Origin of the sequence: Variovorax beijingensis, from assembly GCF_003951285.1 — a bacterium.
GTDB classification, from domain to species: domain Bacteria; phylum Pseudomonadota; class Gammaproteobacteria; order Burkholderiales; family Burkholderiaceae_C; genus Variovorax; species Variovorax beijingensis.
The window spans coordinates 40,539-63,214 of the sequence record NZ_RXFQ01000004.1 but is presented as its reverse complement, the minus strand read 5'-3'; the positions used below and the strand labels follow the sequence as shown (position 1 = coordinate 63,214).

The 22,676-nt window shown below is 68.2% G+C and carries 25 protein-coding genes; 13 read left to right on the top strand and 12 right to left on the bottom strand.

All coding sequences use genetic code 11. The features are described from left to right. The first annotated feature begins 99 nt into the window (after window positions 1–99). Window positions 100–534: a hypothetical protein gene (locus EJO66_RS07710; RefSeq protein ID WP_125964888.1), complete on the top strand. Its 435-nt coding sequence runs from the start codon at window positions 100–102 to the stop codon at window positions 532–534. Window positions 535–559: 25 nt separating this feature from the next. Here the strand turns inward: EJO66_RS07710 and EJO66_RS07705 are convergent, their stop codons facing one another. Beyond that, window positions 560–2,341, bottom strand: coding sequence for a thiamine pyrophosphate-requiring protein (locus EJO66_RS07705; protein WP_125964887.1), 1,782 nt, complete (start codon window positions 2,339–2,341; stop codon window positions 560–562). 61 nt (window positions 2,342–2,402) lie between these two features. Further along, complete coding sequence (locus tag EJO66_RS07700; protein ID WP_125964886.1) at window positions 2,403–2,882, bottom strand: DUF421 domain-containing protein; 480 nt, start codon at window positions 2,880–2,882, stop codon at window positions 2,403–2,405. 217 nt (window positions 2,883–3,099) lie between these two features. Between EJO66_RS07700 and EJO66_RS07695 the strand changes: the two genes are divergently transcribed. Beyond that, window positions 3,100–3,414 carry a hypothetical protein gene (locus EJO66_RS07695; protein WP_012747132.1) on the top strand — a complete coding sequence of 105 codons (315 nt, stop codon included), beginning with the start codon at window positions 3,100–3,102 and terminating at the stop codon, window positions 3,412–3,414. A 21-nt stretch (window positions 3,415–3,435) separates the two neighbouring features. Then, on the top strand, window positions 3,436–3,909 hold the full coding sequence (locus EJO66_RS07690) for a CBS domain-containing protein (protein WP_018902879.1): 474 nt from the start codon (window positions 3,436–3,438) through the stop codon (window positions 3,907–3,909). Between the two features lie 31 nt (window positions 3,910–3,940). On the opposite strand, the gene EJO66_RS07685 is transcribed toward EJO66_RS07690, so the two are convergent. The 3 genes from EJO66_RS07685 to EJO66_RS07675 form a co-directional block, all read right to left on the bottom strand. Then, the gene (locus EJO66_RS07685; protein ID WP_124959454.1) at window positions 3,941–4,333 is read right to left on the bottom strand and encodes a VOC family protein; all 393 of its coding nucleotides are present in this window, start codon (window positions 4,331–4,333) and stop codon (window positions 3,941–3,943) included. A 12-nt stretch (window positions 4,334–4,345) separates the two neighbouring features. Continuing rightward, window positions 4,346–4,957, bottom strand: a complete 612-nt coding sequence (locus EJO66_RS07680; RefSeq protein WP_125964885.1) for a cysteine hydrolase family protein — start codon at window positions 4,955–4,957, stop codon at window positions 4,346–4,348. Between the two features lie 105 nt (window positions 4,958–5,062). Next, a complete protein-coding gene (locus EJO66_RS07675) occupies window positions 5,063–5,263 on the bottom strand; it encodes a hypothetical protein (RefSeq protein WP_125964884.1) in 201 nt (66 codons plus the stop codon). A gap of 423 nt (window positions 5,264–5,686) precedes the next feature. Here EJO66_RS07675 and EJO66_RS07670 point away from each other — a divergent pair, with 423 nt between their 5' ends. The 6 genes from EJO66_RS07670 (at window position 5,687) to EJO66_RS07645 (ending at window position 12,036) form a co-directional block, all read left to right on the top strand. After that, a complete protein-coding gene (locus tag EJO66_RS07670; RefSeq protein WP_240648532.1) occupies window positions 5,687–6,826 on the top strand; it encodes a DUF3182 family protein in 1,140 nt (379 codons plus the stop codon). Next, entirely contained in the window at window positions 6,807–7,586 is a 780-nt protein-coding gene (locus EJO66_RS07665) for an alpha/beta hydrolase family protein (protein ID WP_012747137.1), read from the top strand. The genes EJO66_RS07670 and EJO66_RS07665 overlap by 20 nt, the downstream gene beginning before the upstream one ends. 15 nt (window positions 7,587–7,601) lie before the next feature. After that, window positions 7,602–8,105 carry a hypothetical protein gene (locus EJO66_RS07660; RefSeq protein ID WP_125964882.1) on the top strand — a complete coding sequence of 168 codons (504 nt, stop codon included), beginning with the start codon at window positions 7,602–7,604 and terminating at the stop codon, window positions 8,103–8,105. Between the two features lie 95 nt (window positions 8,106–8,200). Continuing rightward, complete coding sequence (locus EJO66_RS07655) at window positions 8,201–8,695, top strand: hemerythrin domain-containing protein (protein ID WP_125964881.1); 495 nt, start codon at window positions 8,201–8,203, stop codon at window positions 8,693–8,695. A gap of 149 nt (window positions 8,696–8,844) precedes the next feature. Further along, a complete protein-coding gene (locus EJO66_RS07650) occupies window positions 8,845–9,453 on the top strand; it encodes a hemerythrin domain-containing protein (protein ID WP_125964880.1) in 609 nt (202 codons plus the stop codon). 153 nt (window positions 9,454–9,606) lie between these two features. Continuing rightward, on the top strand, window positions 9,607–12,036 hold the full coding sequence (locus EJO66_RS07645; protein ID WP_125964879.1) for a catalase: 2,430 nt from the start codon (window positions 9,607–9,609) through the stop codon (window positions 12,034–12,036). Here EJO66_RS07645 and EJO66_RS07640 read toward each other — a convergent pair. Together EJO66_RS07640 and EJO66_RS07635 are read right to left on the bottom strand one after the other, a co-directional pair. After that, on the bottom strand, window positions 12,033–13,346 hold the full coding sequence (locus EJO66_RS07640; protein WP_125964878.1) for an NAD(P)/FAD-dependent oxidoreductase: 1,314 nt from the start codon (window positions 13,344–13,346) through the stop codon (window positions 12,033–12,035). The two genes, EJO66_RS07645 and EJO66_RS07640, sit on opposite strands and share 4 nt — an antisense overlap. Next, window positions 13,347–14,771, bottom strand: a complete 1,425-nt coding sequence (locus EJO66_RS07635; RefSeq protein ID WP_125964877.1) for a homospermidine synthase — start codon at window positions 14,769–14,771, stop codon at window positions 13,347–13,349. A 192-nt stretch (window positions 14,772–14,963) separates the two neighbouring features. Here EJO66_RS07635 and EJO66_RS07630 point away from each other — a divergent pair, with 192 nt between their 5' ends. After that, complete coding sequence (locus EJO66_RS07630; protein WP_125964876.1) at window positions 14,964–16,616, top strand: phospholipase D family protein; 1,653 nt, start codon at window positions 14,964–14,966, stop codon at window positions 16,614–16,616. A 32-nt stretch (window positions 16,617–16,648) separates the two neighbouring features. Here the strand turns inward: EJO66_RS07630 and EJO66_RS07625 are convergent, their stop codons facing one another. The 4 genes from EJO66_RS07625 to EJO66_RS07610 form a co-directional block, all read right to left on the bottom strand. Beyond that, window positions 16,649–17,152, bottom strand: coding sequence for a murein hydrolase activator EnvC family protein (locus EJO66_RS07625; protein WP_125964875.1), 504 nt, complete (start codon window positions 17,150–17,152; stop codon window positions 16,649–16,651). Window positions 17,153–17,248: 96 nt separating this feature from the next. Then, window positions 17,249–17,752, bottom strand: a complete 504-nt coding sequence (locus EJO66_RS07620) for a CreA family protein (RefSeq protein WP_124959478.1) — start codon at window positions 17,750–17,752, stop codon at window positions 17,249–17,251. Between the two features lie 11 nt (window positions 17,753–17,763). Further along, window positions 17,764–18,315 carry an NUDIX hydrolase gene (locus EJO66_RS07615; RefSeq protein ID WP_055804497.1) on the bottom strand — a complete coding sequence of 184 codons (552 nt, stop codon included), beginning with the start codon at window positions 18,313–18,315 and terminating at the stop codon, window positions 17,764–17,766. A 19-nt stretch (window positions 18,316–18,334) separates the two neighbouring features. Beyond that, window positions 18,335–19,036 (bottom strand): fumarylacetoacetate hydrolase family protein, encoded by a 702-nt coding sequence (locus EJO66_RS07610; protein ID WP_125964874.1) that lies wholly within the window; start codon window positions 19,034–19,036, stop codon window positions 18,335–18,337. Between the two features lie 91 nt (window positions 19,037–19,127). On the opposite strand from EJO66_RS07610, the gene maiA reads away from it, so the two are divergent. Together maiA and pgeF are read left to right on the top strand one after the other, a co-directional pair. Beyond that, window positions 19,128–19,766 (top strand): maleylacetoacetate isomerase, encoded by a 639-nt coding sequence (gene maiA, locus EJO66_RS07605; protein WP_125965136.1) that lies wholly within the window; start codon window positions 19,128–19,130, stop codon window positions 19,764–19,766. Between the two features lie 14 nt (window positions 19,767–19,780). After that, window positions 19,781–20,548: a peptidoglycan editing factor PgeF gene (gene pgeF / locus EJO66_RS07600; protein WP_125965135.1), complete on the top strand. Its 768-nt coding sequence runs from the start codon at window positions 19,781–19,783 to the stop codon at window positions 20,546–20,548. Here pgeF and EJO66_RS07595 read toward each other — a convergent pair. Beyond that, window positions 20,480–20,803, bottom strand: coding sequence for a hypothetical protein (locus EJO66_RS07595; RefSeq protein WP_125964873.1), 324 nt, complete (start codon window positions 20,801–20,803; stop codon window positions 20,480–20,482). The genes pgeF and EJO66_RS07595 overlap by 69 nt on opposite strands. A gap of 113 nt (window positions 20,804–20,916) precedes the next feature. Between EJO66_RS07595 and phaC the strand changes: the two genes are divergently transcribed. Continuing rightward, window positions 20,917–22,668, top strand: a complete 1,752-nt coding sequence (phaC, locus tag EJO66_RS07590) for a class I poly(R)-hydroxyalkanoic acid synthase (protein ID WP_125964872.1) — start codon at window positions 20,917–20,919, stop codon at window positions 22,666–22,668. The last annotated feature ends 8 nt before the right edge of the window (window positions 22,669–22,676 follow it).

Below are 22,676 nucleotides of genomic sequence, written 5' to 3'. Positions count from 1 at the left end.
GGGCGTCGGCGGAGCCCCCGGCCGGCTTGGGCGCACGTCCTACCGGCGCGGCCGGTGCGGCCTCCACACTGGCGCAAGAGCGACTGACAGGAGATCGCCATGCAAAAGCCTCACGCATTGTTCGCCGCCGCACTGCTGTGGGCGGCTGCGCTTATTCCAGCCGGTGCGCAGACTTCGCCGCCGCATCCGGCCGAGATCGATCCGGCCATCGTCGAATACGGCGCTGCACGGGAACGGATCGGCGCCAACCTGAAGGCCGCGCTGGAACAGTGCGAGAAACAGGTCGAGCCCGCCAGGGCGGTCTGCATCAAGGAAGCGCAGGGCCGCCAGAAGATTGCCCTGGCCGAGCTCGACCAGCAGCGCAGCCCCAGCGACGCCAATGCCCGCAGGCTCGCCGAAATGCGGGTGGCGGTGAACTACGAGGTTGCCAGGGAGAAGTGCAACGAGCGGCAGGGCGGCGACAAGGCCGCATGCCTGTCGCGCGCGAGCGAGGAAGAATCGAAGGCCCGGGCGGGCATCAGGACCGGGCAGTAGTGAGTAGGAGAGACCAGGCTCATGGTCACGCCGTCGCGCTGGCCCAGTATTCGCGCATGGTGGCCTTGATGGTCCGCATGGCTTCGGGGTCGCCCTGCCACAGGGCCCGCAGGTAGGCCTTGGCCTGGGCGAGCGAAACGTCGGGCGGCAGCGGTGGCACGGCGGAATCGGTGACCATTTCCAGCAGCATCGGGCGGTCGGCCGCAAAGGCGGCGTCCCATGCCGGGCCGATGGCTTCGGGCGCATCGACGCGCAGGGCCGCAAGGCCGAGCATTTCCGCGAAGCGCGCATAGGGAAAGTCGGGCAGCTCCTGCGAGGCATTGAACTCCGGATCTCCGCCGAGCACGCGCTGCTCCCAGCTCACGAGGTTGAGGTCGCGGTTGTTGAGCACCATGACCACGAGGCGCGGATCGGCCCAGTCGCGCCACATGCGCGCCAGCGTGATGAGCGCGTTCAGGCCGTTCATCTGCATGGCGCCGTCGCCCAGCATCGCGACCACGGGCCGGTCGGGATGCACCAGCTTGGCCGCAATGGCATAAGGAAGGGCCGGGCCCATGGTGGCCAGGCCGCCGGAGAGGCTGGCCTTCATGCCGCGGCGCAGCTTGACGTCGCGTGCGTACCAGTTGGCGGCGGTGCCGCTGTCGCAGGTGAGCACCGTTTCCTCAGGCAGGCGCGGCGACAGCTCCCAGAACACGCGCTGCGGATTGACCGGCGAGGCCTCCACGTGGGCGCGTGCCTCGAGCACCCGCCACCAGCGTGCCACGTCGGCCTCGATGCCTTGGCGCCAGGCACCGTGTTCCTTGTGGTCGAGCAGCGGCAGCAGCGCGGCGAGCGTGGCGCGGCTGTCGCCGACCAGGCCCAGCTCCGTCGGGTAGCGCAGCCCGATGGCACGGGGGTCGGTGTCGATCTGGACGCAGCGGGCCTGCCCCTCGGGCGGCAGGAATTCGGCGTACGGGAACGACGAGCCCACCATCAGCAGGGTGTCGCAGTCCTCCATCATGCGCGAGCTGGGCCGCGTGCCGAGCACGCCGATGGCGCCGGTCACGAAGGGAAGATCGTCGGGCACCGCCGCCTTGCCGAGCAGGGCCTTGGCGATGCCGGCCCCGAGCCGCTCGGCCGTGTGGATCAGCTCGTCGGTGGCATGCAGGGCGCCCGCGCCCGCCAGGATGGCCACCTTGCTGCCGGCGTTGATGATGTCCGCTGCCTGCCCCAGCGCCGCGGCATTCGGCACCGTGGCACTGGCCGTGCTGCCGATGCCGCTGTGCACGGTGCCGTGCCTGCGCGGCGGCACCGGCACCGCCGGCAGCTCCTGCACGTCGTTGGGGACGATCACGCAGGTGACGGCACGGCGGTCGCGCGCGATGCGCATCGCGCGGTCGATCAGGTGGCGAACCTGCTGCGCGCTGGTGGCCATCTGCACGAACTCGTGCGCCACGTCCTTGAACAGCGAGACCAGATCCACCTCCTGCTGGTAGTCGCCGCCGAGCGCGCTGCGCTGCTGCTGGCCGACGATGGCGACCACCGGCTGGCGGTCGAGCTTCGCGTCGTACAGGCCGTTCAGCAGATGGATCGCGCCCGGTCCCGAGGTGGCCAGGCAGACGCCCACCTCGCCCGAGAACTTGGCATGCGCGCAAGCCATGAAGGCGGCCAGCTCCTCATGGCGGCTTTGTATGAACTCGATGGCGCCGTCCGCTCGGTCGAGTGCGCCCATGAGGCCGTTGATGCCGTCACCGGGGTAGCCATAGACGCGCCGCACGCCCCAGTCGTGCAGGCGCTGGACCATGAAATCGCTGACTGTCTTTTTCATCGGGGCTCCAATTCCATTGCCGGGCACGGATGCGCCGGCGGTTGTTCAATCAATCATTCATTCATTCGTTGCGGATGACGCTGACCTTGCCGTCGCTCTCGAGCCGGGCGACGCGGACCATGCCGAGATCGTCAACGCCTTCCTCGCGCAGCTTTCCCATCAGTTCGTCGACGGTGATGCGCTCTTTCCTGAGCGTTCGCGCGACCAGCTTGCCGTGCCGCACCAGCGGCTCGGGCGGGGGCTCCAGAAGCCGGGCCACGATTTCGTAGCGATAGGCAAGCACGTCGAGCAGGTAGTTCCAGGCGATCAGCGTGCCCAGCAGGGCCACGCCATTGGTAATGGATTTGTATTCGCCCTGCATCGCGCTGCTCGACGCGTCGGCCACGAGCACGATGAACAGCAGGTCGGCCATGCTCATCGAGCCGATGTCGCGCCGCAGGACGAAGCGGAAGATCACCAGGAGGAACCAGTAGATCGCGCTGCCGCGGATCACCATCTCCAGCAGCGGCTGGTCGGGGGAGAACAAGTCGGACAGGTTCATATGTGGCGCCCTTCGGCGGCGAGGGCGGCCACCTGCAGCGCCATGTTCCGTGCAGGCCGCGCCTGCGGGTGTCGTGCAATCGGCCTCAGGCACCGTCGGCGCAATCCCACAATGGCCCTCGCCAGACTGCTCCCACGCACACGGCCTGTGTCCTCCGACCCGCAATGAGGACCGGGCGCGCAGCATGGAACGCTCCTTCACCCTTCAGGAGAAAGCAATGCCAAGAGGTGACAAGTCGTCCTACACGGACAAGCAGAAACGCAAGGCCGAGCACATCGAGGAAGGCTACGAGCATCGCGGCGTGGGCAAAGGCGAAGCCGAAAGGCGCGCCTGGGCCACCGTCAATGCCGAGACCGGCGGCGGCAAGAAGAGCGGCAGCGGCCGCGGCAAGGCGGAGAACCACGCGCCCTCGCGCACCGGCGGCCACAAGGGCGGCGCCGCGGCGGCGTCCCGCACGGCCGCCGAACGCTCGGCATCGGCGAAGAAGGCTGCGGCCACCCGCAAGCGCAACGCCGAGCGGCGCAGCGGTTGATCCACCCGAGGAAAGCATGCAATGACACGCGTATCAGAACTGATGACCCGCGGCGTGCGGACCTTGTCGCCGTCCGACACGGTGGCGCTGGCCGCCCAGGCCATGGACGAGCTGGACATCGGCGCCATTCCCGTGTGCGACGGCCAGCGGCTGCTGGGCATGGTGACCGACCGCGACATCGTGCTTCGCGTGGTCGCGCAGACGCGCCCGCTGGACACCGCGCTCTCCGAGGTGATGTCGAAGGACGTCAAGTGGTGCAGCGAGAACGACAACGTCGAAACCGTGATGGACGAGATGGCCGGCTACCAGGTGCGGCGCATGCCGGTGGTGGACCGCGGCCGCAGGCTGGTGGGCATGCTGTCGCTGGGCGACACCGCCGCGAAGGGCGACATCGGCAAGGCCGGCGACACGCTCAACATCATTTCCCAGCCGGCCGAGCCCGACCGCTCGGGGCAGTCCGCGGCAAGCGGTCCCGCCGGCGGCGGCTCCTCGTAGGTCCGGCGCGGTGCGGGTTCGGTTCGTCTACCTACGGCGTGTGTACGAAGCACAGCTTGTGTCCTTCGGGGTCCAGGCAGTAGGCGGCGTAGAAGTCTTCAGCGTAGCGCGGCCGCAGGCCCGGCGCGCCGACATCCATGGCTCCATGAGCCATGGCGCTTTTCCATGCGGCATCGACGGCCTCCCGCGAGGTGGCCAGAAAGCTCACCTGCGAGCCGTTGGCGGTGCCGGGCGGGGCGCCATTGAGCGGACGATTGATCACGAACTGCGGCCAGCGCGCACCCGGGTGCCGCCACAGCACGCCCGCCGGCCCGACGCGCGCGAGATCGGTGAAGCGCACCATGCCGAAGTGGCGCAGCACCTCGTCGTAGAACGCGGCCATGCGGGGAAGGTCCTGCACGCCGAGCTGGATGTGGGCATACATGGATGGTGGTCCTCAGGATGCATAGCGCTTCCGGGGCAGGCGGATGCGCGGCCCGGGCGTGGTGGAGACGCGCAGCGCCTCTTGTGCCTGGCGCAGGAAGCGTTCGTCGCGTGCGCTCGTCTGCGAGGCGACGCAATCGCGCGGAACAACGGCCTGCAGGTCGCGCATGCCCGCATCGGCCACGGTGGCCCAGATGCACTGGTCGCTGGCCACGCCGGTCACGATCAGCCGCGTGGCCTTCAGGTACGCGAGCAGCAGCTCGAGCGGCGTTGCGAAGAAAGCGGACTGCTTGGGCTTGAGCACGAAGTAGTCCGTTTCCTGCGGCAGCAGCGCCGAAGTGATCTCGGCACCGGCGCCTCCCGAGGCCAGCGACAGTTCCACCAGCTTGGGAAAGTCCGAGCGCCACCGTCCGCGGTTGTCATTGACGTAGATGACGGGCACCCCGGCGCGCATGCAGCGCGCCTTCAGCGCCGCGATGCGCCCCGCAATGGCATGCGCGCCGGGCAGCAGCTTTTCGGCGTCGGGAAAATCCCAGCAACTGATCATGTCGATGATCAAGAGGGCCGTATGGCCCGCGGCAGGAGCCGGTGCGAGGGCGGGGGGCTGGGAGCGGGGAGGCGCCATGGCGCCCACCATTCCCAATCGCCAGCGCCGCAGCCGTAGGAAAGCCGCGCGTGGCGTCGAAAGTCGCCGCCACGCGCGCTGGTCAGGGCCGGCCGGGGCCGCCGTTCAACGGTCTTGCGGCACGCCGTAGGCCGCGCGCACTTCGTCGAGGCGCACCTGTGCGACATCGAAGCATTCGACCAATTGCTCCGGCGTGGCCGCCGGGTAGCCGGGGGGCGGCTGCAGCGCATTGCCCAGCCGTTCCCAGGCGGCCTCCCAGGCCAGCTTGGCAAGCGCGCGGGACTCCGGGTTGGAAGGAGCGGGCATGTTCGTTCGTCCTCGGTTGTGACGAATCGGAGTATGCGCCCGCGGAAAGAAGGGCGGTTTGGCGCAGGCCGCGTAGGAAGCCTCTTTCACCACGACGCGCGTTATCCCGCCTCGCCAAGCCGAAACCTGTCCGACCATCGCTGCGAGGACGACGCCCGCTTTGGGCCTGCTGCAAAGAAGCCACAAGCTAGGCCCATGCAGGAGGGCCTTCTGTAGGAGCCGGCCTCATCGAGATGCACGGATCACCCCCATGCACCAGCCAACCGTTCACAAGGAGTTCTCCCGATGAACAAATCCGCTTTCACCCGGCCTCTTGCCCTTTTTGCCCTTGCCACCGGCGCTTCCTCCGGCATCCGCCTGGAGGCGCACCGCTAAGCCCGGGCCCATGCCATGGACACCCTTTTCAGCTCGGGAGTCGCCCTCGTGGACACGGTCCTCAAGAGCACCGGCGGCAGCGTCGTGGTCTGGAGCGCGGATCCGCTGGCCTACAGCAGCGATCACGAACGGGCCACGCGCAGCAATTTCGCGCAGCGGCTCGCGGCGCTGAAACAGTTCCGTTACGCGGGCGAATACGACGCCTCGCGCGCGCATGAAGGCACGCCGCTGTACTTCGTGCCGAGCGACACCATCGCCAGCACGCAGCTGGCGCGCTCGCTCGGCATCTCGACGCTGCACGACCTGTTCGGCGGCGTGGTTCCGCACCCCTTCGTCGCCACCAAGGCGATCACGCACCCGCTGGTGGGCAGGGCGGCCGTCTGCCCCGAGGGATGGGAGCCGGCCTTCGCTCCCGCCGTGTCGCATGCGGTGCTCGGCGGCTTTTCCGCGTTCTCGATCGAAGACGCGCGATGGGCCGGGCGCCACCTGCTGGAAAGCGGCGTGGTGCGCGTCAAGCCGGTGTGCGCCACCGGCGGGCGGGGCCAGGCCGTGGCCGCCGATGCCGATGCCCTGGACCGCTGCCTCGCGGCCATGGACGAGAGCGAGATCGCGCTGCATGGCGTGGTGCTGGAAGAGAACCTCGCCAGCCCGGAAACCTACAGCGTCGGGCAGGTGCTCGTCGACCAGATGATCGTGAGCTACTTCGGCCGCCAGCGGATGACGCGCGACAACACCGGCCAGAACGTCTACGGCGGCTCCGACCTGACGCTCGTGCGCGGCAACTTCGATGCGCTGCTGGCCATGACCAGCCCGCCGCCGGCGCTTTGCCTGGCCATCGACCAGGCGCGGCGCTACCACCATGCGGTGATCGAGTGCTACCCGGGTTTCTTTGCCTCCCGCGTGAACTACGACGTGGCGCAGGGGCTGGGCGCGGACGGCGCCTGGCGCTCGGGCGTACTCGAGCAGTCGTGGCGCGTGGGCGGTGCCACCGGGGCCGAGATGGTCGCGCTCGAATGCTTCTGGCGCGACCCGGCGCTCGAGCGCGTGCGCATCTCGTGCTTCGAGGCGTATGGTGAGAGGGCGGCGATCCCGGCCAACGCGACGGTGCACTACCGCGGCGTCGACTCGCAGATCGGGCCGCTCGCCAAATACGCATTGTTCCAGCCATATGACAGCGACACGACATAACTTCATAGACATATCCGTAGACGGCCAGCACATTGCCGGAACGCTGGTTGCCGCCTCCACGATGGTGCCCGGCGTTCTCCTGGTCCATGGCTGGGATGGCAGCCAGGAGCAGTACATCGCGCGCGCGCACGAGATTGCCGCGCTCGGCTGCGTCTGCCTCACCTTCGACCTGCGCGGCCATGCGCGCCACGCCTCGCTGCGCCAGGAGGTCACGCGCGAGGACAACCTGCGCGACGTGCTCGCGGCCTACGACACGCTCATCAGCCACCCGACCGTCGACCCGCAGGCCATCGCCATCGTCGGCAGCAGCTACGGTGGCTACCTGGCGGCGCTGGTCAGCACCATGCGACCGGTGCGCTGGCTCGCGCTGCGGGCGCCGGCGCTCTACCGCGACCGCGAGTGGCTCGCGCCCAAGGGCCAGCTGAGCAGGCCCGACCTCGTGGCCTACCGCCGCACCCTGGTGGGCCCGCGCGACAACCGGGCGCTCGCGGCCTGCGAGGCCTTCACGGGCGACGTGCTGATCGTGGAGTCGGAGCACGACCAGATCGTGCCGCACCCGGTCATCGAGAACTACCTGGGTGCCTTCAAGCGCGTGCGCTCCGCGACCTACCGGGTCATTTCCGGTGCCGACCATGCGCTGTCGAAGCAGGCGCACCGCCAGGCCTATGGACAACTCCTCGTCTCCTGGATGACGGAAATGACGCTGGGCGCCCGGGCGACCGGCACCATGACGCGGCCCGTCTCCGCGAGTCCCGCATAGAAAGACAGGTTTCCCATGCAAACCCTCGCCCGCACTCTGACCGAAAGACAACGCTCGACGCTGCGGACCGGCCTCGTCGCGGGAACCCTCGCAAGCATTGCCTCCACCGCCGCGCTGATGCTGTGCGGCCGCCGCGAGGCCGGCAGCATGGTGGCGCCGACCAACGCCACCAGCCACTGGCTCTGGGGCGACCAGGCCTTCGATGTGCGCCGGTCCACGCTGAAGCACACCGCGCTGGGCTACGCCACGCACCATGCGAGCGCCATCTTCTGGGCGCTGATCTATGGCTGGCTGCATGCCAGCCGGCATCCCGCGCAGTCGGCTCCCGCGGCGCTCGCGAGCGCAGGCGCCGCCACCGCGCTGGCCTGCGCTGTCGACTACACGATCATCCCGCACCGGCTCAGGCCAGGCTTCGAGCACCATCTTTCGAAGCGCTCCCTGGCCGTTGTCTATGGTCTCTTTGCCGTAGGTCTGGCGGCCGGATGCCTGCTGGCCCAGCGCCGCACCGCGCACGAGTAGTGCGCCTTGCTACGCGCACTCAGGGAGCTTTCCTACGCCGCGGCGCCGGCAGCCCTTTCATCGTTCAGCTTCCTTCAACCAGACCGGAGCCCACGATGCCCAATTCCACCAAGCGCGCAGCACCCGATGCATGCAGCCTTCTCGATTCGGATCACCGCAACGTCAAGAAGATGTTCAAGGCGTACGAGGAACTGACCCACTCGCGCGCTGCCGACGTGCAGCAGAAGAAGCGCGAACTCGCCACCCAGATCTGTACCGAGCTGACGGTTCATGCCCAGATCGAGGAAGAGATCTTCTACCCAGCCATGCGCGAGGCGATCAGCGAAACCGATCTTCTCGACGAAGCCGAGGTCGAGCACGCCAGCGCCAAGGAATTGATCGCGCAGATCGAAGCCGCCAGCGAGGTGGACGACAAGTTCGATGCCAAGGTCATCGTGCTGGGCGAATACATCGACCACCACGTGAAGGAAGAGCGCAACGAGATCTTCGTCAAGGCACGCGCCGCCAGGGGGCTCGACCTGGTGGCCATGCGCGAGCAGCTCGCCGCGCGCAAGGAAGAGCTCATGGAAGAGCTCACCGCAGCCGCCTGACCGACCGCACCCAACCCGCGACGCACCCAACCCGCGACGTGCCCCGCCCAGCGCACCCGTGGAACCGGCTTTGCCGGTCCGCCGGGTGCGCCCCCCCAGTGGGGGAGGCGCCGCAGGCGCTTCGGGGGGCGTCCATCCCGGAGGTCCACATGACAAGCATCGTCTCCCGGCTCTTTCCCACGGCGACCAACATGATTCGCCTGGACCACACGCACGTGCTCTCCACCTTCCACCAGTACAAGGCCGGCGCGCCGGCACGGGTGAAGAAAGGGCTGGTCAACACCATCTGCACCGCGCTCGAGATCCATGCGCAGCTCGAGGAAGAAATCTTCTATCCCGAAGTGCGCAAGGTCTGCGAGGGCGACGAGCGCATCACCCAGGCGCTCGAGGAGCATTCCGAGATGCGCCGCCTCATCGGCCTGCTCCGCGCCATGGCGCCCGAAGCGCGCGACTACGACGAAACCCTGTCGGCGCTGATGCGCGACGTGATGCACCACGTGGCCGACGAAGAGACCATTCTTCTGCCGGCCGCCGAGAAGCTGCTGGCCGACAGACTCGGCGAGTTGGGTGCGCAGATGACCAAGCGCCGGCTGCAGCTTGCCGGACCGCGCACCGGCGAGATCGCGCTCGACATGGGCCGTGCGGCATCCGGCAACACGGCCGCCATTGCGATGGTCGGCCTGGCCGCGGCCGGGCTGCTGCTCGCGCGCCGTTCCGGCCACCTGCGCTGGCACCACGCGCATCACGCGCGCACCTGAGGCGGCAGGAGAAACCGCCCATGCCCGCCGCGCCCGAGTCTGCGCCCGCGGCGCGCTGAATCCCGCCAGCCTTGCCGGCGATGCACCCGACAACTTCATCGGGCCGATGGCTCGCGCCATCGCTTTCCCTTCATCCCACCGAACGGAGTATTCATGTCGCCTTCCAGAACGCCTCCTCCCGATTCCGGCAGCGCCGCCACCAGCGCGGCGGCGGCCGCCCGCAACACCGACAGCGGCGCCGCGCATCTGCCGGGCGGCCCGCCGCCCGATCCGCCCTCGCAGAAAGCCGCGCATGCGCAGGCGCTGGCGGCTGCAATGCCCTTCAATGCGAACAAGCCGCTGGAGCACGGCCACGACAACGCGCTTCGCCCGCAGGCGGGGCAGGCCGTGCAGCCGCTGTCGTCCGCGGCAACGGCCAGCACCTTGTCGGAAGAGATCAATTCGCAGAAGGCCGGCGGCATGGCCATGCCGGGCCTGAATGCCACCATCGAATCGCTGGACCGGGTGCGCGTCGATTCGGGCGGTCAGCGGCTCACCACCAACCAGGGCGTGCCCATCGCGGACAACCAGAATTCGCTGAAGGCCGGCCTGCGCGGCCCCGCGCTGCTCGAAGACTTCATCCTGCGCGAGAAGATCACCCATTTCGACCACGAACGCATTCCCGAGCGCATCGTGCATGCGCGCGGTTCGGGCGCCCACGGCTACTTCGAGTGCTACGAAGGCATCCCGCAGTTCACCAAGGCGGCGCCGCTGCGCGAAGGCGGGAAGATCACGCCGGTGTTCGTGCGCTTTTCCACCGTGGCCGGCGAGCGCGGCTCCAAGGACACCGCGCGCGACGTGCGCGGCTTCGCCGTCAAGTTCTACACGGACGAGGGCAACTGGGACCTGGTGGGCAACAACATGCCCGTGTTCTTCATCCAGGACGCCATGAAGTTTCCCGATCTGGTCCACGCCGTGAAGCCCGAGCCGCATCACCAGATGCCGCAGGCCGCCAGTGCGCACGACACCTTCTGGGACTTCGTCTCGCTCATGCCCGAGTCGACCCACATGCTGATGTGGCAGATGTCCGATCGCGCCATTCCGCGCAGCTACCGGATGATGCAGGGCTTTGGCGTGCACACCTTCCGGCTCGTGAACGAGGCCGGCGATTCGGTGTTCTGCAAGTTCCACTGGTCGCCCGTGCTCGGAACGCATTCACTGGTGTGGGACGAGGCCGTGAAGATCTCGGGCGCCGACCCCGACTTCCACCGCCGCGACCTGTGGGAGGCCATCGAGGCCGGCGAGTTTCCGGAATGGGAGCTCGGCCTGCAGATCTTCACCGAGGAAGAGGCCGAGGCCTTCAGCTTCGACGTGCTCGACGCCACCAAGATCGTGCCCGAGGAGCTGGTGCCGCTCACGCCCGTGGGGCGCCTGGTGCTCGACCGCAATCCCGACAATTTCTTTGCCGAGACCGAGCAGGTGGCCTTCTGCGCCGCGCACGTGGTGCCGGGCATCGACTTCACCAACGACCCGCTGCTGGCCGGGCGCATCCACTCGTACGTCGACACGCAGATCACGCGCCTGGGCGGGCCGAACTTCCATGAGCTGCCGATCAACGCGCCGATGGCGCCGGTGCACAACAACCAGCGCGACGGCATGCACCGCCAGGCCATCCACCGCGGCCGCGCGGCCTACGAGCCCAATTCGCTGGGCGGCGGCTGTCCGTTCCAGGCCGGGGCTTCGGCCGGCTTCATGACTTTTCCGCAGCGCGTGGAGCAGGACAAGGTGCGCGGCAAGCCCGAGAAATTTGCCGACCACTACACCCAGGCCACGCTCTTCTTCGAAAGCCAGACGCCCACCGAGCAGGCCCACATCGCAGCGGCGTTCCGCTTCGAGCTTTCCAAGTGCACCGTGCCTGCCGTGCGCGAGCGCATGGTGGCGAGTCTCGTCAATGCGTCGCCGCTGCTCGCGCAGCAGGTGGCCGACGGGCTGGGTATCCCGGTGCCGCCTGCGCTGCCCCGGGCGCTCGCGCAGCCTGCAAAGCCGGAGGTCATGCATTCGCATGCACTGTCGCTGACGGCGCGGCCCGGCGACGGTTCCGTGCGCACGCGCAAGGTGGCGCTGCTGGTGGCGGACGGCGTGCAGGGCGAGCAGATCGCGGCCATCCAGGCGGCGCTGCTGGCCGAAGGCGCCGTCGGCCGCCTGGTGGGACCGCGCATCGGACCGTTCCGCACGGCCGAAGGCGAGACGATGGAGGCCGACGCCTCCATGGAAAACGAACCCGGCTTCCTGTTCGATGCGCTCGTGCTGCCCGATGGCGCCGAAGGCGTGGAACTTCTCTCCGCCGATGCGCATACCGAGCAGTTCATCAAGGACCAGTACCAGCACGGCAAGACCATCCTCGCGCTCGGAGCCTCGGCAAGGCTGCTGGCCGAAGCGAGGATTCCCGAAACCCTGCCGTCGGGCGACGCCGACCCGGGCGTGCTGCGCGGCGTGGCGGAGAATTTCGAATCCACCATCGAGGCCTTCGTCGCGGCGCTCGCCAGGCACCGGCATCCGGCGCGGGAGATCGGGGCGCTGGTGGCGGACGCCGCCCCTGCCTAGAGGAAGTCCCGCAGCCGGTAGTACATCATCCCCAGCACCAGCGCGGGCGTGCGCAGCAAGGTGCCGCCGGGAAAGGCGTGATGCCCGATGCGCGCGAAGAGGTCGAAGCGTTCCGCCTGGCCCGCGATGGCCTCGGCCGCCAGCCTGCCCGCCATGCCCGTGAGCGCCAGGCCGTGGCCGGAGAAGCCCTGCAGGTAGTAGATGTTGGCTCCTATGCGCCCGAAGTCGGGCGCCTGGTTCATCGTGATGTCGACGAAGCCGCCCCACGCGTGGTCGATGCGCAGGTCCGCAAGCTGCGGAAACACCGCGAGCATGCTCTTGCGGATCTTCTCGATGAGGTTGCGCGGCGTCCGCGCGCTGTAGCTGTCGCCCGAACCGAACAGCAGCCGGTGGTCGGCGCTCAGCCGGAAGTAGTCGAGCACGAAGTTCGTGTCCGACGCGGCCGGCCTGCCGTGCATGAGCGCATCGGCGCGCGCCGGCTCCATCGGCTCGGTCGCGATCATGTAGGTGCCCACGGGCATGATGCGCGACGAGACCTCGGGCGCCACGTCGTCCCCGTACTCGGCCAGGTAGACGTTGCCCGCCAGCAGCACGAAGCTGCAGCGCACCTCGCCCTGCGCGGTCTTGACGACGGGCCGCGCGCCGCGCTCGATCAGCTGCGCCGCCGAGTTCTCGTGCAACTGCGCGCCGGCGGTGCGCGCCGCGGACGCCAGGCCCAGCGAATACTTCAGCGGGTGCAGATGGCCCGAGCGCGCATCGAAGGTGCCGCCGTCGAAGCGCTTGCTGTCCACCCATTGCGCAACCTCGCCGGGCCCGAGCCACTGGAGCGGATAGCCGTGGACCCGGCCGACGTGGTCCATCCATTCGCGCAGTGCGCGCGACTTCGCAGGCTTGACCGACAGGTTCAGGTAGCCGGCCTGCCAGTCGCAGTCGATCGCATGGCTCGCGATGCGCTCCTGCAGCAGGTCCAGGCCCTCGACAGAGATGTCCCAGGCGCGGCGCGCGTCTTCGGGCGATAACTGCTTTTCGATGGTCTCTTCGCCGTCGGCGCCGAAACCCACGATCACCTGTCCGCCGTTGCGGCCCGAGGCGCCCCAGCCCACGCGCTGCGCCTCGAGCAGCACCACCGCGTAGCCGCGCGAGGCGAGTTCGAGCGCTGCCGACAGCCCCGCAAGCCCGCCGCCCACCACGCACACATCGGCGGTGGCGATGCCTTCGAGCGGATGCGCGGGTTCGAAGCGCGCCGCCCGCTGCACGCTGGCTTCGTAGTAGGAGTTCTCGACGACGCCGAGTTCTTTGCGCAGCAGCAATCAGGCCACCCGGAAGTTGAGGAACTGCCAGGGGTCGTCCTCGTCCTTCTCCTCGTCGAAGAGCGGGCTGCGTTCCTTCAGCGGCGTCCAGTCGCCATACACGCCCGCCACTTCTCCGAGATAGGGCATGGCGGCTTCCAGCATCACGCGGTGATCGAGGTCGTCCGGTTCCACCAGGCCGGCATCGGGATGGCACAGCGCCCACGACATCCCGCCCAGGATGCCGGCCACCACCTGCAGGCTGGTGGCGCTGTTGGCAGGCGCCAGCTCGCGCGCCTGCTCGATGGTGAGCCGCGAGCCGTACCAGTAGGCACCCTTGGGGTTTCCCATCAGCAGAACGCCGAGTTCGTCCATGCCTTCGGCGATCTCGTCGCGCACGATCCTCTGGCGGTGCTGCAGCTGCCAGTTCTTTCCTGCCATCTCGTGCAGCGAGAGCACGGCATCGTCCGAGGGGTGGTAGGCGTAGTGCACCGTGGGGCGGTACACCACCTGGCCGTCCTTGCGCAGCGTCAGGTGGTCGGCGATGGAAATCGATTCGGCATGCGTCACCAGGAAGCCGTGGTACGGGCCCTCCAGCGGCGTCCAGCTGCGCACCCGCGTGCCGATGCCGGGACGCTTCAGGTAGATGGCCGCATCGCTGCCGAAGCCGTGCCGCGCGGCATCGGCCGGCCAGTGCCGCTCGTGCGTTCCCCAGCCCAGCTCGGCGGGCTGCAGGCCCTCGTCGACGAAGCCCCGCACCGACCAGGTGTTGACGAATTCGCCGCGCTGCTTGCGCGCTTTCGCAACCTGCGTGTCGCGCTCGGCGATGTGCACCACCTTGATGCCCAGCTGCTGCGCGAGCGCCGCCCAGTCCTCGTAGCTCGCGGGCATGGCTTCGAGCTCGGCATGCGTGTCGGCCGCGATGTTCAGCAAGGCCTGCTTGAGCAGCGCCGAGACCAGTCCCGGGTTCGCGCCCTGCGTGATCACTGCCGTGGGCCCGCTGCGCTTGTCCAGGCGCCAGGCCAGCACCTCTTCGCGCAGGCTGTAGTTCGAGCGGCGCGAAGGGGGAAGGCCGGGATCGTCGTAGCGGCCACCCCAGGGTTCGTTGCAGGTGTCCAGATAGAGCGCGCCGCGTTCGCGGCAGAGCTTGACGAGCGCCAGGCTCGACACGTCGACCGAGAGGTTGATCAGGAAGTCGCCCTTGTCCACCAGCGGCTCCAGCACGGCGGCGAAGTTGCCCTCCTCGAGCCGAACGGGAATGACTTCGACGCCCAGTTCCCTCGCCAGGCCGCTGCGGTCCTCGCCCGGCTTCACGATCTTGACGTCGGCTGGCTTGAGTCCGAAATGGCGGAACAGCAAAGGCAGCAGCGCCTGCCCGATGGAGCCGAAGCCGATCATCGTGAGCTTGCCGTCCAGGCGAGCCAGCGGTTCATTCTTCTTCGTCATCCGTCACCTCTCTGAGTCGCGCCGGACGGGCCGGCCTCCGTCGGTTCCTCGCGAGAATGTGGCGCGCCTGCGCCGGCGGATGCGTCAGCTTGCCTTTGCCGATGGTGTAGGAGGACTCCATGAGCGGGGTTTTCGCCCGGGGCCGTGGTAGAAACCGGCCAGCCTGCGCACGTCGCGCATTGCATCGCACCGATGGCCGAAGACCTCTCCTTCAATCCACGACATTCCGTCCCGCCAACAGGCGTCGGCCTCCGCCTGGCGCGCGCGCCCTGGCTGCTGCTGCTCGGCCTGGCCCTGCTGTTCATGGGCGGCTGCGCGGGGCTGCCGGCCGGCGTGGAGCGCAAGCCTTCGGTGGCCATTGCCGACGGCGCCGACACCATGCTGGGCCGCCTGGTGGCGGCGGCCTCGCCGCCGGGGCAGGGGCTGAGCGGTTTCCGGCTGCTGCCGATGCCGCAGTATTCGCTGCATGCGCGCGTCGAGCTCGCGCGCCGCGCCCAGCGCTCGATCGATGTGCAGTACTACCTGGTGCAGAACGACGAAACCGGCCGCTACCTGCTGCGCACGCTGCGCGACGCGGCAGACCGCGGCGTGCGCGTGCGCCTGCTGGTGGACGATCTCTACACCGCGGGCGCCGATCCGCTGTTCGCGGGCTTCGCGGCGCATCCGAACGTGGAGGTGCGGTTCTTCAATCCGTTCCCGGCCGGCCGCGATTTTCTGGGCACGCGCTGGGCGGCGTCGCTGCTCGACTTCGACCGCGTGCACCGCCGCATGCACAACAAGCTCTTCGTGGTGGACAACACGATGGCGGTCATGGGCGGGCGCAACATCGCCAACGAATACTTCCTGCGCGATGGCGGCTCGAACTTCATCGACATCGACACGCTGGTGGCCGGCACGGTGGTGCCGCGGCTGTCGTCGCTGTTCGACATGTACTGGAACAGCCCGTACGTCTATCCGATCGAGTCGCTGGTCTCCAGCGGCGGGGCCACGCCGCAGCAGCTGCGCGAACGCTTCGAGCAATTGACCGCCGGGCCGGACACGCTGCATCCCGAGCCGCCGACTTCCACCGATCTGCTGGGCAACAACGCGCTCGGCAAGGACCTGGGCGAGGGTGCGCTGTCGCTCGTCTGGGCGCGCGCCGAAGCCTATGCCGACGCGCCCGCCAAGGCACTGGGCCCCACGGAGGCCCGCGGACTGCCGGCCGACGAGTCGACCGACAGCGTCCTCTACAACGTGCGGCGCTACCTGCGCGGCGCGCAACAGGAGATCCTGCAGACCACCCCCTACCTGATTCCGGGGCGCGGCGGCATGGAGACGATCCGCATCGTGCGGCAGCGGGGCGTGAGCTACACCATCGTGACCAATTCGCTGGCCGCCACGGACGAATCGCTGGTGCACATCGGCTATCGCCGCTACCGGCCCGAGATGCTCGGCCTGGGCGTGGAGCTCTACGAGCTGAGCCCCAAGCGCGTGGAGCAGACCCGGCGCTTCGGCATGTATGGTTCGGCCAGCGGCCGGCTGCACGGAAAGTCGGCGGTGGTCGATCGCAGCATGGTGTTCATCGGCTCGATGAATTTCGATCCGCGCTCGATGCTGCACAACACCGAGATCGGCATATTCATCTTCAGCCCGCAGATTGCCCAGCAGCTCACCAGCCTGATCGGCTTCATCCGGCTCGACGGCGCCTACCAGCTGCAACTGGGGCCGCGCGGCGGCATCGAATGGGTGAGCCCGGCCTCGGGCGACGGCGCCGACACCATCCTGCACGTGGAGCCGGAAACGGATTTCTGGTCGCGCTGGAAGCTCGAGCTGTTCGCGCCGCTGGTGCCCGAGAGCCTGCTGTAGCCAGGGCCGCGCGTCGGCGGCCCATGCGGGCGCTATTGCTGCAGGCGTCCGCTCAGGTAGGGCTCCGGATCGACGGCGGTGCCGTTCTTGCGGATTTCGAAGTGCAGCTTCACGCGGTCGGTTTCGCTCTTGCCCATTTCGGCGATCTTCTGGCCTTGCCGGACCACCGCGTTTTCCTTCACGAGGATGGTCTGCGCATGGGCGTAGGCGGTGAGAAAAGTCTCGTTGTGCTTGATGATGACCATGTTGCCGTAGCTACGCAGTTCGCCGCCCACGTACACCACGCGGCCATCGGCCGAAGCCACGATGGGATCGCCCAGGTTGCCGGCAATGTCGAGCCCCTTGTTGCGCACGCCGTCGAAGCGGGCAATGGTGGTGCCGGCGGCGGGCCGGATGAACATGGCCTGGGGCTGCTGCACGGGCGGCGGAATGGTCACGCCGGGTCGCGCGGGCGGCTGCGGCGTGGTGCAGGCGGCCAGGCCGGCAGCCACCAGGAGCGCGGCGCCGGTACGAAAGGCAAAGGTCTGAAGGTGCATGGCTCTTTTGGAACGAATTCGTTGCTGATGGTTCCCGCGGTCGGCGCGCCGGGCGAGCCACCTCGTCCATGCTAGCAAACTCCGCCGGGGCCGGGTCTACTTGAGCGGAATGGGCGTGCCGCGGTCGATCGGCACCGCCGTCACGCTGTTCTTCGGCGAACCTTCGATCAGCAGGTCGGAGTAGGTGAGATAGACCAGCGTGTTGCGCCTGGCGTCGACCATGCGCACCACGCGCAGCCGCTTGAACAGGATCGACAGCCGCTCGCTGTAGACCTCTTCCCGCTTGGGCAGCGGCTGCGTGATGCTGACCGGCCCGACCTGGCGGCAGGCAATGGAGGCTTCGGACTTGTCTTCCGCCACGCCGAAGGCGCCGGCCAGCCCGCCGGTCTTGGCGCGCGAGACATAGCAGGTCACGCCGTTCACCTTGGGGTCGTCGTAGGCCTCCACCACGATCTTGTGGTCGGGGCCGATGAGCTTGAAGGCGGTGTCCACGTCGCCCACCGTTTCCGCATGCGCGGCGAAGGCCAGCGCAAGGCCGAGTGCCATGCCGGATGCGAAGGCGCCGCGAAGGAGGAGGGGAGCGCGGGGGGCCTGGGTCATGGGGTGTTGTTTCAAACGATGCTGAGCTCGTGCACGCGGTCGAAGCTGCCGCGACGCCGGTCCTCGAAGAAGTGTTCCAGCGCCTCGCGCACGGTGCGAAAGGCGATCTCTTCCCAGGGAATCTCTTCCTCGGTGAAGAGCCGGGCCTCGATGGTCTCGTGGCCGGGGTCGAAGCGGTCGTCGAGCAGGCGGGCGCGGTAGAACAGGTGCACCTGGCCCACGCGCACCACGCTGATCACGGCGAACAGGCCCTGCATCTCGTAGTGGGCGCCGGCCTCTTCGTCGGTCTCGCGGGCCGCGCCTTGCGCGGCGGTTTCGCCCAGTTCCATGAAGCCCGCGGGCAGCGTCCACTTGCCCCAGCGCGGCTCGATGTTGCGCTTGCACAGCAGCACCTTGTCGCCGAGCACGGGAATGGTGCCCACCACGTTCAGCGGGTTCTCGTAGTGGATGGTGCTGCAGGCTGGGCAGACCGCGCGCTCCTTGGTGTCGCCGTCGTCGGGAACGCGGTAGACCACTGCGGTGCCGCAGTTCTTGCAGTGCTTGATGGGTACGCGCAGGATCATGGAGCGGGGAGCGGAGACGTCAGACGATCTTGACCGTCAACTTGGGCAGGCCCGCCACCTCGCCCACCAGCGTGTCGCCCGCCACCACCGCCGCCACGCCTTCGGGCGTGCCGCTGTAGATCAGGTCGCCGGGCTGCAGCTCCCACGCCGCCGACAGGTGCTCGATGGTTTCGGCCACGTTCCAGATCAGCTTGCTCACGGTGCTGCGCTGGCGGTCGGTGCCGTTGACCTGCAGCGAGATCTCTGCGTTCTCGGCGTCGCCGGCCTCGGCCACCGGCACGATCGGGCCGATGGGCGCGCTCTGCTCGAAGCCCTTGCCGATGTCCCAGGGGCGGCCCTGCTTCTTCATGTCGTTCTGCAGGTCGCGCCGCGTCATGTCCAGGCCCACGGCATAGCCGTAGATGTGCTTGTGCGCATCGGCCGCTGCAATGTTCTTGCCGCCGGTGCCGATCGCCACCACGAGCTCGATCTCGTGGTGCAGGTTCTTGGTGAGCGTGGGGTAGGCCATGGTGCCGGTCTGGCCCGCATCGACCACCACCAGCGCGTCGGCCGGCTTCATGAAGAAGAAGGGCGGCTCGCGGCCGGTGAAGCCCATTTCCTTGGCGTGGTCCTCGTAGTTGCGGCCCACGCAGTAGATGCGGTGCACCGGAAAACGGGCCGGCTGGCCGACCACGGGGATCGAAACGGTCGCGGGCGGGGCGAAAACAAACTCGGAAGCCATTGCGTCTGTCCTTTTTCAGCGGAACGGAGAAAAGCGGCAGTGTGCCAGAGGCCGGCCCGGGCTGCCGGTGCGGCGCTATGCTTGCGGGATGATGAAGCTGCACAACTACTTCCGATCCTCCTCGTCGTTCCGCGTGCGCATTGCGCTCCACCTGAAGGGCCTGGAGTTCGACTACGTCCCGGTGCACATCGCCCGCGGCGAGCACCGCACGGGGCCGTACTCGGCCATTTCGGCCGACATGCTGGTGCCGCTGCTCGAAGACGAGGGCGAGCGCTTTTCGCAGTCGATGGCCATCATCGAATACCTGGACGAAACCTATCCCGAGCCGGCGCTGCTGCCGCACGATCCCGTGGGCCGCGCCCACGTGCGCGCGTTGGCGCAGTCCATCGCCTGCGAGATCCATCCGCTCAACAACCTGCGCGTGCTCAAGTACCTGGTGAAGGAACTCAAGCTCGACGACGAGGCCAAGAACACCTGGTACCGCCACTGGGTGCGCGACGGCATGCTGGCCTTCGAGCGCCAGCTCGCCCAGCATCCCGGCGGCCGGTTCTGCTACGGCGACACGCCCACGCTGGCCGACTGCTGCCTGGTGCCGCAGATCTTCAACGGCCGCCGCTTCGACTGCGACTTCAGCGGGCTGCCGCGCACCATGGCCGCGTTCGAAGCCTGCATGGAACTCGACGCCTTCCAGCGCGCCCAGCCTTCGCAGTGCCCCGACGCGGAAGCCTGATCGGGCCCGCCGCCATGGACGACGCGCACTGGCTCGTGCCCGACTGGCCGGCGCCGCCCAACGTGCAGGCCGTGTGCACCACGCGCCAGGGCGGTGTTTCGCAGGGCTGCTACCAAAGCCTCAACCTCGGCGACCACGTGGGCGATCTGGCCGCCCACGTCGCCGAAAACCGCCATCGCCTGGCGCAGGCCATCGGCGGCGCGCGGCCGGTCTTCCTGCAGCAGGTGCACGGCACCGGCCTCGTGGCGCTCGGCGCCGAAGCCGGCAGGGCGGGCGATGGCACGCCGGCCGATGCCTGCACCGCCACGGCCACCGGCGTGGCCTGCACGATCATGGTGGCCGATTGCCTGCCCGTGCTCTTCACCGTCGAATCGGGCCAGAGGGTGGCGGCCGCGCACGCCGGCTGGCGCGGCCTGGCTGGCGGCGTGCTCGAGGCGGCGGCCCGGTGCTTCGAGCCCGCGCAGGGCGGCGGCAGGGTCATGGCCTGGCTCGGCCCCTGCATCGGCCCCAGGGCCTTCGAGGTCGGGTCCGAGGTCAAGGCTGCCTTCGAGGCGCATGCGCCCGAGGCTGCGCGCTGCTTCCAGCCCGCGCCGGCGCCCGGCAAGTGGCTGGCCGACCTTCCCGCGCTCGCGCGCCAGCGCCTCCGCGCAGCCGGCGTGGAGTCGGTGCATGGCAACGATGGCAGCGACGCCTGGTGCACCGTCGCCAACCCGTCACGGTTCTTTTCGCACCGGCGGGACGGCGTCAGCGGTCGTTTCGCCGCGCTGGTCTGGAAGGTCTGAATCCGTGCCTGCCGCCGCGGCCGCCTCGTGCGCGGCGCGGCGTGCTTCTTCCTGCGCCTTTTCCTCGCGCTGCCTGATCGCGCGGCGCCGCCCCGGGGTGCCCATCAGGTAAACCACCAGTGCGACAGGCGCCAATCCGTACAAAAGAAATGTGAAGATGGCACCCAATACGGTGCCGGTGGTGTTGGTGGCTTCGGCCACGGCCATCATCAGGGCGACGTAGAGCCAGCCAATCACGATCAGGTGGATGAACACAAGAAGTTTCAGTCGGTAAGTGAGCGGGGAGCGTTGTGGGCGCCTTGTGAAATGCAGGATACTCAAAATACGCAAGCCATCCGTACCGATTCAGGCGAGGACCAGGAGACATGATGAAGCAACAAGCCACGGGGGCCGATGCGTTCGCGCCCTTCCAGCAGGCTCTTTCAGAGGGATGGACCAAGGCGCTGGAATCGCTCCAGCAGTCCGCCGTACAGGGGGCCTCGGCCTTCAACGGCGGTGGCATGCCGCTGTGGCAATCGCCGCCGGCGGCGAAGCTGCCTGAATTGCCGAAAGTCTCCATCGCACCCGAGAAGCTGCAATCCATCCAGCAGCAGTACATGGCCGAAGCCACCGAGCTCTGGCGCCGCGGCCTGGAAGCCAGGCCCGAGGGCGACAAGCGCTTTGCGGGCGAAGCCTGGGGCAGCAACCCGCTCGCGGCCTTCTCCGCGGCCGTCTACCTGCTCAATGGCCGCACCCTGCTCAGCATGGCCGAGGCCATCGATGCCGACGAAAAGACCAAGGCGCGCATGCGCTTTGCGGTCGAGCAGTGGATGGCGGCGGCGTCGCCCAGCAATTCGCTCGCCTTCAACGCCGAGGCGCAGAAGAAGGCCATCGACACGCAGGGCGAGAGCATTGCCAAGGGCATCCAGAACCTGCTGCACGACATGAAGCAGGGCCACCTCAGCATGACCGACGAAAGCGCCTTCGAAGTGGGGCGCAACGTGGCCACCACCGAGGGCGCCGTGGTGTTCGAGAACGAGCTGTTCCAGCTGCTCGAATACAAGCCGCTCACGGCCAAGGTCTACGAACGGCCGTTCCTGCTGGTGCCACCGTGCATCAACAAGTTCTACATCCTCGACCTGCAGCCCGAAAACTCGCTGATCCGCTATGCCAACGAGCAGGGCCACCGCGTGTTCGTGGTGAGCTGGCGCAACCCCGACGAATCGCTGGCCAACGCCACCTGGGACGACTACATCGAGAACGCCGCCATCAAGGCGATCCACCTCGTGCAGGAGATCGACGGGAGCAAGCAGATCAACGCGCTGGGTTTCTGCGTGGGCGGCACCATCCTGAGCACCGCGCTGGCCGTGCTTGCGGCGCGCGGCGAAAAGCCGGCCGCCTCGGTCACGCTGCTCACCACATTTCTCGACTTCAGCGACACCGGCATCCTCGACATCTTCGTGGACGAGGCGATGGTGGCGTACCGCGAGATGCAGCTGGGCAAGGGCGGCCTGCTGCCGGGCATGGACCTGGCATCGACCTTCAGCTTCCTGCGCCCCAACGACCTGGTCTGGAACTACGTGGTCGGCAACTACCTGAAGGGCGAGACCCCGCCGCCCTTCGACCTGCTCTACTGGAACAGCGACGCCACCAACCTGCCGGGCCCGTTCTACACCTGGTACCTGCGCAACACCTACCACGAGAACAAGCTCGCCAAGCCCAATGCGCTCACGGTCTGTGGCGAGAAGATCGACCTGGGCAAGATCGACATCCCGGCCTACATCTACGGCTCGCGCGAAGACCACATCGTGCCGATCGGCGGCGCCTATGCGTCCACGCAGCTGCTGCCGGGCAAGAAGCGCTTCGTCATGGGCGCTTCGGGCCACATCGCGGGCGTGATCAATCCGCCCGCCAAGAAAAAGCGCAGCCACTGGATACGCGAAGACGGCAAGTTCCCCAAGACCCAGGCCGAATGGCTGGCCGGCGCGACCGAGCACCCCGGCAGCTGGTGGACCGACTGGGCCCAATGGCTCAAGGGCCATGCGGGCAAGCAGGTGCCGGCGCCCAAGGCCTATGGCAACGGCAAGGCCTACAAGGCCATCGAACCGGCGCCCGGACGCTACGTCAAGGCAAGAGCCTGACCCTTCAC